9 protein-coding genes are annotated in these 12555 nt (G+C 44.3%); 6 read left to right on the plus strand and 3 right to left on the minus strand.

Annotation, left to right across the window (positions count from 1 at the left end; genetic code table 11):
* Nucleotides 1-108 precede the first annotated feature (108 nt).
* The 4 genes from AAFX28_RS14930 to AAFX28_RS14945 all read left to right on the plus strand — a co-directional run bounded on the left by AAFX28_RS14930 (nt 109) and on the right by AAFX28_RS14945 (nt 5781).
* Entirely contained in the window at nt 109-2493 is a 2385-nt protein-coding gene (locus tag AAFX28_RS14930) for an efflux RND transporter permease subunit (RefSeq protein ID WP_408688804.1), read from the plus strand.
* 12 nt (nt 2494-2505) lie between these two features.
* Complete coding sequence (locus AAFX28_RS14935; protein ID WP_408688806.1) at nt 2506-3300, plus strand: outer membrane lipoprotein-sorting protein; 795 nt, start codon at nt 2506-2508, stop codon at nt 3298-3300.
* A 7-nt stretch (nt 3301-3307) separates the two neighbouring features.
* Complete coding sequence (locus AAFX28_RS14940) at nt 3308-4489, plus strand: hypothetical protein (RefSeq protein WP_408688807.1); 1182 nt, start codon at nt 3308-3310, stop codon at nt 4487-4489.
* Between the two features lie 191 nt (nt 4490-4680).
* Entirely contained in the window at nt 4681-5781 is a 1101-nt protein-coding gene (locus AAFX28_RS14945) for a GGDEF domain-containing protein (RefSeq protein WP_408688808.1), read from the plus strand.
* Between the two features lie 3 nt (nt 5782-5784).
* On the opposite strand, the gene AAFX28_RS14950 is transcribed toward AAFX28_RS14945, so the two are convergent.
* The 3 genes from AAFX28_RS14950 to AAFX28_RS14960 all read right to left on the minus strand — a co-directional run bounded on the left by AAFX28_RS14950 (nt 5785) and on the right by AAFX28_RS14960 (nt 8663).
* Nucleotides 5785-6723 carry an ABC transporter substrate-binding protein gene (locus AAFX28_RS14950; RefSeq protein WP_408688809.1) on the minus strand — a complete coding sequence of 313 codons (939 nt, stop codon included), beginning with the start codon at nt 6721-6723 and terminating at the stop codon, nt 5785-5787.
* Complete coding sequence (locus tag AAFX28_RS14955) at nt 6714-7718, minus strand: diguanylate cyclase domain-containing protein (protein WP_408688811.1); 1005 nt, start codon at nt 7716-7718, stop codon at nt 6714-6716. The genes AAFX28_RS14950 and AAFX28_RS14955 overlap by 10 nt, the downstream gene beginning before the upstream one ends.
* Before the next feature lie 456 nt (nt 7719-8174).
* Nucleotides 8175-8663, minus strand: a complete 489-nt coding sequence (locus AAFX28_RS14960) for a GNAT family N-acetyltransferase (RefSeq protein WP_408688812.1) — start codon at nt 8661-8663, stop codon at nt 8175-8177.
* A 255-nt stretch (nt 8664-8918) separates the two neighbouring features.
* On the opposite strand from AAFX28_RS14960, the gene pheS reads away from it, so the two are divergent.
* Nucleotides 8919-9902: a phenylalanine--tRNA ligase subunit alpha gene (gene pheS, locus AAFX28_RS14965; RefSeq protein WP_004413586.1), complete on the plus strand. Its 984-nt coding sequence runs from the start codon at nt 8919-8921 to the stop codon at nt 9900-9902.
* A gap of 18 nt (nt 9903-9920) precedes the next feature.
* Nucleotides 9921-12326, plus strand: coding sequence for a phenylalanine--tRNA ligase subunit beta (pheT, locus tag AAFX28_RS14970; protein ID WP_408688814.1), 2406 nt, complete (start codon nt 9921-9923; stop codon nt 12324-12326).
* The last annotated feature ends 229 nt before the right edge of the window (nt 12327-12555 follow it).

Here is a 12555-nt window from a genome sequence, read left to right on the forward strand (position 1 = left end):
CACTCGAACTTTAGTTCGGTAGTTGATTTGAGTTTTGTTACTTAAATACCAGCACTTGCTGGTTTTTAAGTAATGAATTTTGACGAAACGTCACAAACGGAGAGTGTGATGAAAACTAAACAAGCTATCCCCAAACAACCGCCTAATTGGTTGACCATGCCAACCCGCTTCAGCTGGTGGGTACTCTTAATTACGATCTCAATGGTTATTGCCGCGACTATTGGAGGAAAGAACCTCTACTTTCGAGGTGACTACAACATTTTCTTCGATGGAGAGAATACACAGCTAAGAGCCTTTGACGAAATTCAAACCACATTCGCTAAGTCAGATAACCTTTCAATTGTTATTGCCCCGAAAAGTGGCAATGTCTTTGAGCCAGAAACCCTCACACTGATTCAACAACTCACACAAGACGCATGGCAAGTCCCTTATTCCAGCCGCGTTGACTCTCTGGCTAACTATCAAAACACTGAAGCAACAGAAGACGATCTTATCGTCGAAGACTTGTTGCTTGATGAATACGTTCTTACTCCAGAGCGTATAGCCAAAGTTAGGCAGATAGCATTGTCTGAGCCGGTAGTAAAATATTCGATGATCTCTGAAAAAGGCGATGTGTCGGTTGTCAATATCACGGTCCAGCTCCCTGAAGTGGATGAAACTGCGGAAGTCATTGAGGTCATTTCAGCAGCCAACCTTTTAATAGATAAATACCAAACCTTATATCCAAACGTAGAGTTTCATAAAGCAGGGATCATTGCTATGAACCACGCGTTTATGGTGGCGGCGCAAGATGACAGCTCGACACTTGTTCCTACGATGCTCGCGGTAATTCTTCTGTTTCTAACCGTGATGTTACGTTCAATCTTAAGTGTGATAGCAACGCTGATTGTAATTATTGGCTCGGTTGCAGCAACGATGGGGTTATCAGGCTGGGCTGGCATGTTTCTCAGTACGGCTACGGTCAATATCCCTACGCTGGTCATGACCTTAGCAGTTGCGGACTGTGTTCACGTTATTGCGACTATGCGACAAAATATGAAACTCGGCCATAGTAAGCAGTTTGCAATTGACCAGAGTGTCGCCATCAACTTCATGCCTATCGTGATTACCTCAGTGACCACTGCGATTGGCTTTTTGATGATGAATATGTCTGACTCACCTGTGCTACGCGACTTTGGTAATTTAGCTGCACTAGGCGTGATGATCGCTTGCTTGCTTTCGGTGTCGTTACTTCCAGCCATGCTCAGAGTGTTACCAATAAAAGTAAAACCTGTCGACGCCGACAACGCTAACCCAACGGACTTTATGGATAGACTGGGCGATTTAGTTGTTCGTTATCGAAAGGCTCTATTACCACTATCAGCGGTTGTCATTGCTATTTCTGCAGCTTTGCTACCTCTGAACAAAATCAATGATGAGTCGGTTAAGTATTTTGACTCTCGCAGTGAATTCCGTAGAGCCGCTGATTTTATGGAAGAGCGTATTAGTGGAATGAGCAACATCAACATTGTTGTTAAAAGCCGCGAGTCGCAAGGTATTGCTGATCCAGTGTATTTACAAACTATCGGTGATTTCTCAACCTGGCTTCGTCAGCAACCTGAAACTGACCATGTTGCCACACTGTCTGATGTGTATAAGCGCTTAAACAAAAATATGCATGGGGACGATAATAGCCATTACACGCTGCCCCTTGATCGCGAACTCGCTGCTCAGTACCTACTACTTTACGAAATGTCATTGCCATATGGCCTCGACCTGAATAACCAAATCAACGTAGATAAATCGTCGATCAAAATGGTCGCAACGGTGGACAATTTAGGCAGTGTTGAAATGGTGGATTTAGAAAATCGCATTTACCAATGGTTTGCCAATAACGCGCCTCAATATGACGTTGTCGCTTCGAGCCCGACATTGATGTTTGCTCATATCGGTGAAACGAACATGGCGAGTATGCTTTCTACCTTACCAATCACCTTGATTTTGATCTCTGCGCTAATGATTTTCTCACTGAGATCATTGAGGCTTGGGATGATCAGTGTCGTTCCGAATATGGCACCAGCAATCATTGGCTTTGGTTTATGGGCTGTGTTCTCTGGGGAAATCAATTTGGGCCTATCGGTGGTGGTGACCCTAACACTTGGGATTGTTGTTGATGATTCCGTGCATTTCCTTTCTAAGTATCAACGAGCCCGTAAACAAGGAAAATCAGCGGAAGAAGCGGTTCGATATGCTTTTCATACTGTGGGCCGAGCCCTTTGGATAACGACCGTTGTGCTAGTTGCTGGTTTCTCAGTACTTGCTATGTCGAGCTTTAGATTGAATGCAGATATGGGACAACTGAGTGCAATTGTTATTTTCATTGCGCTGGTGGTCGACTTTGTTTTCTTACCAGCACTGCTTATGAAGTTTGATACTGCCAGTTATACCGAGGCATCTACGCAAGCGCAAAGTACCACTGCAATTAACTCTCAGCCTACTCAATTACAAAGTTAAAAGGATGTCACAATGAACGTAAAAAGTAATTCAGCAATCAAAATGATCGCGCTATCAGCTTTATTGGCGCTGAGTAGTCAAGTTTATGCGTCTCCGGAACAAGGATTAGTGATAGCTAAAGAACGCAAAGCGAGAGATGAAGGATGGGGAGATTCTGTCGCCACCATGCAGATGATTTTAAAAAACGCGCAAGGAGAGAGCAGTACCAGAGAAATGCGCCTTAAATCGTTTGAAGTCGCCAATGACGGTGATAAAGGTCTAACGATCTTCGACCAACCAAGAGATGTGAAAGGGACTGCATTTCTCAATCATTCTCATAGTATCGATGCCGATGACCAGTGGCTTTATTTACCCGCGCTAAAACGAGTTAAGCGCATTTCATCACGTAATAAATCTGGTCCTTTCATGGGCAGTGAATTTGCCTACGAAGATCTTAGCTCGTTTGAGTTAGAAAAATATACCTTTAACCATTTGGGTAATCAGCAGCTTAATGGTGTTGAAACGTACTTGTTAGAACAAACACCAACGGACAAAAACTCAGGCTATACCAAGCAGTTGGTTTGGTTGGACACTGAACATTACCGTCCGTTGCAGGTAGAGTTTTACGATCGAAAGGGCTCACTACTTAAAACGCTTAAATTTGAGGACTACAAACAGTACTTAGATAAGTATTGGCGTGCTCACACTATGGACATGGTTAACCATCAAACAGGGAAAAGCACATTGCTAACTACGAGTCTTTTAGATTTCCAAACAGGGTTGCGTGAAAAAGATTTCGAAAAGAATGTCCTCAAACGTGTGAAGTAGGGGTTGTATGAAAGCAGTTATAAATGCAGCAGGTCGCTTAGCGGCTTGCGCTTCACTTACGATTGTTGCGTTACAATGTCACGCGTTTGGATTATCTGGTCAAATCAATGCAGAGCATCGGCAATTTTTTAGCCAAGGAACTCAGGGACAAAATAAGGGCCAGAGCTCTTTAGTATTGCAGCCAGAGTTTTACTGGGAGTTAGGTGATTCCTCGGACTTCACCTTCACTCCTTTCTATCGATTGGATAGCTTGGATGATGAGCGCAGTCATGGAGACATACGGGAAGCCCTTTATTTAACTTACTGGGACGACTACGAACTAAGGGCTGGCATTGGTAAGGTATTTTGGGGCGTAACAGAGTCCTCTCATTTAGTCGATGTGGTCAATCAAACCGATGCAATAGAATCTGTGGATGGTGAAGACAAGCTTGGCCAACCTATGGTTCACTTTACCTCGATTAAAGAGTGGGGCAGTGTTGATGCGATTCTCCTCCCGTACTTTAGAGAGCGGACGTTCTCTGGCGTTGATGGGCGCTTAAGGCCGACGATTCCGGTATCTAATGATGCCATTTATGAATCGTCTCGTGAGGAGCAACATATCGATTTCGCATTCCGTTACTCTCAAATGTTGGGGGATTGGGATGTTGGCTTGAGTTATTTTCAGGGAACAAATCGAGATCCTTACTATCAACTTCATGGTAGTGAGCTGAAACCATACTACGCACAAGCCAAACAAGTTGGACTGGATGTGCAAGGTATCGTGGAAGATTGGCTCTGGAAGCTTGAGACTATCTACCGTGACAGTGCTGATCATCATGTGGGGTTAGTCTCGGGGTTTGAGTACACGATTGTTGGTGCTTTTGAAACGGTTTGGGACGTGGGGTTGATTGCTGAGTACCTATATGACAGCCGTGGCAATAATGCACAAAGTGTTGGGCAAAACGATCTGTTTGTTGGGACTCGATTAGCATTGAATGATGAAGATAGCACTGAAGTCCTACTCGGGTTGACTCAGGATCTGGATAACTCTGACGTCTATAGCGCAAAGCTCGAAGCGTCTAGCAGGTTGACTAACCACCTGACATGGAGAATTGATGGGTATTGGTTTGAGAACGAAACGCCCGACGATTTACTTTATTTTGCGAAAAAAGATGACTTCATAGAACTTTCATTAGAGTACTACTTTTGATTAGTTTTCGATGAAACTTGATATGTGATATCCATTCCAAACAAAAGGGGGGCTGATCTAGCTCCCTTTTTTGTTTCATTGCACTTAGATTTATCAGATAAATATGTAAAATCCATTATATAGAAATGGTTATTATAAAGTATTGGATTCTATGAAAGACTCCAGCAAAAAATGTTAGAAGGTACTGATTTATGAAGTCTTTTGAATGGGATAGCTGTTACGAAACAGGTATTCATGATGTTGATGAGCAGCATCAGTATCTTGTCGAAATTATCAACCGCTATGGTGCACTCATTGCTGAGAACAACATTTCATTGCATGACATCCGTATGGCGCTGTTTGAATTGTCTCGCTACGCAGAGTATCACTTTAAAGAAGAAGAAAGCTTGATGCGCTCTGTAGGGTTATATGAACAACATATTGAAGAGCATATTAAAATTCATCGTGCTTTCATGTCTGACATACTGAGCATGCAAGCTTTTATTAGTGAAGAGAACAAGAAAGCGTCAGAGCATTTACTGAATTTTCTTATTCATTGGTTGGCTTATCATATCCTAGGGATTGATCAAAACATGTCGCGTCAGGTGGCGAAAATCGAAGCGGGCATTGATCCTAAATCGGCATGGGAAAGTGAGGAGAAAGAGCAAGATAGCTCGACGGAGCCATTACTTAAAGCGTTGAATGGGCTCTTTGAACAAGTTTCAGAGCGAAACAAAGAGCTGTTGGAGCTAAACCAATGCCTTGAAGATAAAGTTCATGAGCGCACAAAACAGTTATCTCAAGCCAATAAACAGTTGGAACAGTTAACTTTAACCGATTCACTGACTAAGTTACCAAACCGCCGTTGTGCAATTCGAAGCTTAAAAACCTACTGGGAAGAATCAGTACAAAACAATGAACCGCTTGTTTGTATCATGATTGATGTCGACTACTTTAAACAAGTCAACGATACCGCTGGGCATGATGCGGGTGATAGACTACTCATCGAGCTAGCACAAACACTCGCAGATTCTTTCCGCAGTGATGATTTGGTCTGCCGCTTAGGTGGGGACGAGTTTTTTGTAATTTGCCCGAATACCGACTTAGAAGGGGGGATGCACATCGCTGAGCTAGTTCGTCATAAGGTCAATCAAATGTTGGTCCCAGTTGCTGATAGTGTCTGGCGTGGCAGTATTAGTGTCGGTGTTGGCGAGCGCAGTGAGAGTATGAGTGACTACAATGAGCTGATTAAAGCGGCAGACAATGCTGTCTATGCCGCTAAATTGAAGGGGAGAAATTGCGTTGCTTACTAGCCTTTAGTAATGCGTTTTAGTGATACGCTCCTGAACAGATTTTGGGAGCTGCACGTTCAATGCATCTAGCTGGGCCGAGTTTATATGGAGCTCTCGCCCTTTAGTGGGTTGAATAGGCAATGACTCCGGCTTAGCGCCGGATAAAATATGCGCCACCAAATGGCCTGCTTGTACACCGTTATCGAAAAAATTAAATCCTAGCGCCATTACCGCGCCTTGATTTACATAGTCGATCGTCCCCCCAATAGTCGGCACAGATTGAGCTTGTGCAACCTTGATGATCGCTGGTAATGCACTCGCCACGGTATTGTCGGTTGGCAGATAGATAAGATCGACGTCCTCAATCAAAGACTTTGTCGCGAGCGACACTTGTGTTGATGATATCACTGCGCGCTTAATCAACGTGAAGTGGTGTTTCTCGGCGCTCTGTTCCAATAGGTCAACGATATAACGGGAGTTATCTTCTCCGGGATTATAAAGAACACCAATGCTAGTAGCCATCGGGAAGACCTCTCGCGTGAGTTGAATTTGTTCTTCTATCGGCGAGAGTGCAGATACACCAGTGATGTTTCCTTGAAGGTGAAGTCCAGCATGTTGAGGGTTACTAACTGCAGAAAAGACCATGGGGATACGTCTGTTAATACTTGCGGTTGTTTGAGCCGATGGAGTTGAGAGTGTCACCATTACATCAGGATTTAGCGCGACTTGCTGCCGAGCAATTTGTAGAGAGGTTCCCATATCGGCTTGGGCGACCGCGTAATCGAAAGTGATAGTTTCATTTTCGATAAACCCGTCTTGGCGTAATCCTTCAATGATCCCTTTATACGCCATATCGAGAGCAGGATGGCGAACAAATTGATTAACCGTTACCTGATAGGCTGCATTAGCGGAAAATATTTGCAAAGCAAGTACAGCGTAAAACATCACACGAGTTAAGAGCATATTTGGCCTCTCTGAGCTTTTCTTCGCTTATTTTCGTACATCTGTTTATCGGCAATTTCGAGCGCACTGTTAATGTCCTTAGGTGGGACAGGATAGTTGAGAATTCCAGCACTAAACGCGGCATTACAGGGCACAGTAAGCGAAGCACAAATCGCCTCGTAGTGTTCAGTAATACGTTCGATGATCTTATCGACATCGATAGGTCTACTTGAAGAACAAAATGCTACAAATTCATCCCCGCCTAGTCGAGCGCAAAGATCAGATCCTCTCAACGCATCTTTTAGCGCCTGTGCGAACCCGGAAATATAGGCATCACCAACGCCATGGCCCCAAGTGTCGTTGATCACTTTTAAGCCATCTAAGTCAAAGTAAATGATGGCGAGATTATTATTGCTGATTTCTTGAGACTTCAATAGTGCTTGGTATTTTTCGATTAGACCACGACGATTTAACACTTGCGTTAATTCATCATGATGAGATTCATGCCGGACTTCAGCGAGTTGCTCTGCAGTATGAAGCTCTCTTTGAATAATATCTCGAATACAGCCCATCAAGTCGACTTGCTGTATATTATAGTTGGTTTCTTTTGTATCTAAGGCGCAAAGAGTAGCGAATATTTCACCGTTGCGTTTTTTAATTGGAAAGCCTAGATAGGAAACAAAGCCTTGCATTGTAAGTTCGGGGTTATCTTGCCACTTTTCAACATTCGAAGCGTTATTAATATAAAACTGCTTTTTAGTATCATATACCTCTTTACAGTATATATTGACCTCGCGCGGTATTATTTTCCCTGGGGTCGCGGTTATGTCATCCGTTTTAGCTAGGGCAATATTTTGATATCCAACATCAGAAGTTAAGATAAGCCCAACAGCCGGGCAATCGAGAAAGCGAGCTACTTGCTGAAGTAATGTTTCCCACAACGTAATATCCATATCATTAAAGAGATCGTTTAAGGGAGTTTGGTCGCAGATTTGGAAAAGCGTCTTAATAGTCATATAGCAACTCAGTAAACCTATAAGTTATAGGGATACTAGCTTAAATATTTATACGCAACCAAGTTTGTTTGAATTGGGATTGGAAAGGGAAAATAGCGCCAATCGATATAAATTAAGCGTCATTTTTCTTAATTTTATATGAGCATTTTAAATTGTTTGTTTTCATTGTTAAATAAGTGGGGTAAGGAGAGTATAAATTTGGCCTTTAAAAAGGCCTTGTTTTATAAATCTCATTAAATGTATTTTCATTTTACACTGATGGAGTGTGGTTGTTTTTGAGAGTTAATTAATAAATTTCATTGTAATCAGCTGTTTGCTATTTCTGTTGTTCATACTGTCCTCGAAAAACATCTAAATGGATAGTCCTGACGTTCTATGTTCCTCGAGGTTTCAATAAATGAACAGCGGGTGTTCCGGCTGCTCTGGTTATCCTTGCTCACTTTGTGATGTTCATCACTAATCTTCAAGGTTTTTCAACATCCAAACGTCACAACCGCCGTGTTCGGTGCCTGCTAAAGGTTTATCTAAATGCCCGAAGCCCAGTGTTTCATAAAGCTTGATCGCGGCTTTCATTGAAGAGAGAGTGTCAAGATAACACGACTCAAAGCCGCGCTGTTTGGCAAACTCTAAACATTGCAAACTTAAGGTTTTACCAAGCCCTAAGCCGCGGCTTTCCGGCAGTAGGAAAAGCTTTTTTAGCTCACATGTTTTTGCTGAACCATTAAAAGGCGCGAGCCCACAGCCACCGACAATTTTTCCATCGATAGTTGCAACGAGGTACAAGCTGCTTCGATCAGACGTATAATGCAGACTCATTTCTTCCACTTCAGGATCTGATGGTCCAAACCCTTCACCAACGGCGCCAAATTCTGCACCGACAGATTTGATTATGGCGCAAATGTCGTCATCGTATTTACTGTGGATTGGCTCAATCAAAACGGTCATCTAACATCCTTATAATTTGGCTTAATCAGTAAATAACTGGGTGCTAAAAGCCTTTTTATCAAGCGCTCAGCCGAAATTTTACCCAAAGGCAGTAAATAGCGTGATTTCAATTTGGATTTGACCTTGTCATTCGTTACTATGTACAGCTATTTATAGACCCAAGATCCCTATCGGGTAAGTGCAATTTGCGCCTAACCCAGAATGGACACTACCACTTATGCCTATTGCATGTAGGTGTAGGTAGATGAGGAAACGATGCAACATCTAGAAGAGATCATTGCTAACGCGAATGCTGCTATTGAAGCTGCGGATTCGTTAGTTGCACTTGATGAAGTGCGTGTTCAGTATCTAGGTAAGAAAGGTGAGCTAACGGCTCAACTTCAAAGCCTAGGCAAACTACCACCAGAAGAGCGCCGTGAAGCTGGTCAAGAGATCAACAAAGCGAAAGGCGTTGTTCAGCAAGCGATCGCAGCTCGTAAAGACGCACTACAACGTGCAGAGCTTGAAGCGAAGCTAGCAGCAGAAACAATCGACGTGACTCTACCAGGTCGTCGTATCGAGAACGGTGGTCTACACCCTGTGACTCGTACTGTTGAGCGTATTGAACAGTTCTTTGGTGAGCTAGGCTTTAACACTGAGTCTGGTCCTGAGATTGAAGATGCATTCCACAACTTTGATGCACTAAACATCGCAGAAGATCACCCAGCTCGTACTGACCACGACACGTTCTTCTTTAACCCAGATCTAATGCTACGTACTCACACGTCTGGCGTTCAGATCCGTACGATGGAAAATGGTAAACCACCATTCCGCTTCATTGCACCGGGCCGTGTTTACCGTAACGACTACGACCAAACGCACACGCCAATGTTCCACCAAGTGGAAGGCATGCTAGTAGACGAGAATGTAAACTTCGCACAGCTAAAAGGCATTCTGCACGATTTCCTATGTAACTTCTTTGAAGAAGAAGTTGAAGTTCGTTTCCGTCCTTCTTACTTCCCATTCACTGAACCTTCAGCAGAAGTAGACGTGAAAGGTAAGAACGGCAAATGGCTTGAAGTTCTAGGTTGTGGCATGGTTCACCCGAACGTACTTCGCAGCGTAGGCATCGACCCTGAGAAATACTCTGGTTTTGCATTTGGTATGGGCGTTGAGCGTCTAACTATGCTTCGTTACGGGGTAAACGATCTTCGTGCGTTCTTCGAGAACGATCTTCGTTTCCTAAAACAGTTCAAGTAATCCAGGGGATACATCACTATGAAATTTAGCGAATCTTGGCTTCGTGAGTGGGTAAACCCTGCGGTATCTACTGACGAACTTACACACCAAATCACAATGGCGGGTCTAGAAGTAGACGACGTACTACCTGTTGCTGGTTCTTTCACTGGCGTTAAAGTAGGTAAAGTGGTTGAGTGTGGTCAACACCCAGACGCTGACAAACTACGTGTAACTAAAGTAGATGTTGGCGCTGAAGAACTTCTAGACATCGTTTGTGGCGCATCTAACTGTCGCCTAGGTATCAAAGTTGCTGTAGCGACTGTTGGTGCTGTTCTACCAGGCGATTTCAAAATCAAAAAAGCAAAACTACGTGGTCAACCATCACATGGCATGCTGTGTTCATTCTCTGAACTAGGTATCGACGTTGAATCTGATGGCATCATGGAACTAGCAGAAGACGCAGCAATCGGTACTGATTTCCGCGAATTCCTAGGTCTTGACGACGTAACAGTAGACGTAGACCTAACGGCTAACCGCGCTGACTGTTTCAGCATCCGTGGTATGGCGCGTGAAGTTGGCGTTCTAAACCGTGCTGACGTAACTGAGCCTGCGGTAAATGCGGTAGCTCCAGCTATCGACGATCAAGTATCAATCGAAGTGAAAGCACCTGCAGCATGTCCACGTTACCTTGGCCGTGTGGTTAAGAACGTAAACGTTCAAGCTGAAACACCACTATGGATGCAAGAGAAGCTGCGCCGTTGTGGTATCCGCTCTATCGACCCAGTAGTAGACATCACTAACTTTGTTCTTCTAGAGCAAGGCCAGCCAATGCACGCATTCGATCTTGCTAAGATTGAAGGCGGCATCGTAGTGCGTATGGCAGAGCAGGGCGAGAAGCTAACTCTTCTAGACGGCAACGAAGCTGAGCTAAACGCTGATACTCTAGTTGTCGCAGACCACAACAAAGCACTTGCTATCGCAGGTATCTTTGGCGGTGAAGAGTCTGGTGTAACGACTGAGACTAAAGACGTACTACTTGAGTGTGCATTCTTCGCACCAGACCACATCCGTGGCCGCGCTCGTAGCTACGGTCTACACACGGATTCTTCAATGCGTTTTGAGCGTGGTGTCGATTTCGCACTACAAACGAGCGCAATGGAGCGCGCAACAGAACTTCTAGTTGAGATCTGTGGCGGTGAAGTAGCACCGGTTGTTGCAGTAGAGTCAGAAGCTGACCTACCAAAAGCAAACACAGTATCACTACGTCGCACTAAGCTAGACAGCCTACTAGGTCACCACATTGCAGACAGCGATGTTGTTGAGATCCTAGAGCGTCTTGGCCTAACTGTTGAGACTACAGACGCAGGTTGGACAGCAACAGCACCAACATGGCGTTTTGATATCGCAATCGAGCAAGACCTAATTGAAGAAGTAGGTCGAATCTACGGTTACGATAACATCCCTAACCAAAACCCAGCGGCAGCACTTAAGATGCACGACCACGTTGAAGCGAACATTCCGCTAAAACGCGTTCGTAACCTACTTGTTGACCGTGGTTACCAAGAAGCGATCACTTACAGCTTCGTTGAGCCAGAGCAGCAAAAGCTTGTTGTTCCAGGTGTTGAGCCGCTAATCCTGCCATTCCCAATCTCTGCAGATATGTCAGCAATGCGTTTAGGCCTAATCCAAGGTCTACTAAACACTGTGGTTCACAACCAGAAGCGTCAACAGCCACGCGTTCGTCTATTCGAATACGGCCTACGTTTCATTCCTTGTGAGTCTGCTGAAAACGGTATGCGCCAAGAGCCTATGCTTGCAGGTGTTATCGCAGGTACTCGCAGCGAAGAGCACTGGGACATCGAAACTAACACAGTTGATTTCTTTGACCTGAAAGGCGATCTAGAAGCCGTTCTTGAGCTAACAGCTAACGAAGCAGCTTATTCTTTCGCAGCACTATCTGCTGAAGAAAAAGCAGCGAACCCAGCGCTTCACCCAGGTCAATCTGCAGCTATCATCGTTGATGGCAAGCAAGTTGGTGTGATTGGTACCGTTCACCCAGAACTAGAGCGTAAGTTTGGTCTAAACGGCCGTACTATCGTATTCGAAGTGGAATGGTCTGCAATCAACACTAAAGTGATTCCTGAAGCAGTACAGCTTTCTAAGTTCCCATCAAACCGTCGTGACATCGCGGTAGTTGTTGACGAAGCAGTAGCTTCTGGCGACATCGTTGCAGCATGTCTAGAGCAAGGTGGTGAGTTCCTAAAAGATGCGAAGCTGTTCGACGTTTACGTTGGTAAAGGCGTTGAAGAAGGTAAGAAGAGCCTAGCTATCGCGCTAACACTACAATCTGTAGAGCGCACGCTTGAAGATGCAGACATCGCTGGCGCGGTTGACGCTATCGTTGCTCACGTATCTGAGAAGTTCGGTGCTTCACTACGTGACTAATCATCACTTCTGATTAGATAGAAAATCAAAGGCCTCGCATTGCGAGGCCTTTTTTGTTGGATCAGGAAACGGATGCTAACTCATTATTGGATAAAAACGTGTCAGCCCCTTTGCTAAATTAGTTATTAATGAAATACGACAGGTATGAAAAAAGGAAAAGAGCCACTGTCAGGTTCGATAGCAACAGAGAGAACGACCCCGATCCTACAAGTCCGAGTAAAAGATCCCA

The sequence above is a fragment of the Vibrio sp. TBV020 genome, assembly GCF_046056895.1.
In the GTDB taxonomy this organism is placed as follows: domain Bacteria; phylum Pseudomonadota; class Gammaproteobacteria; order Enterobacterales; family Vibrionaceae; genus Vibrio.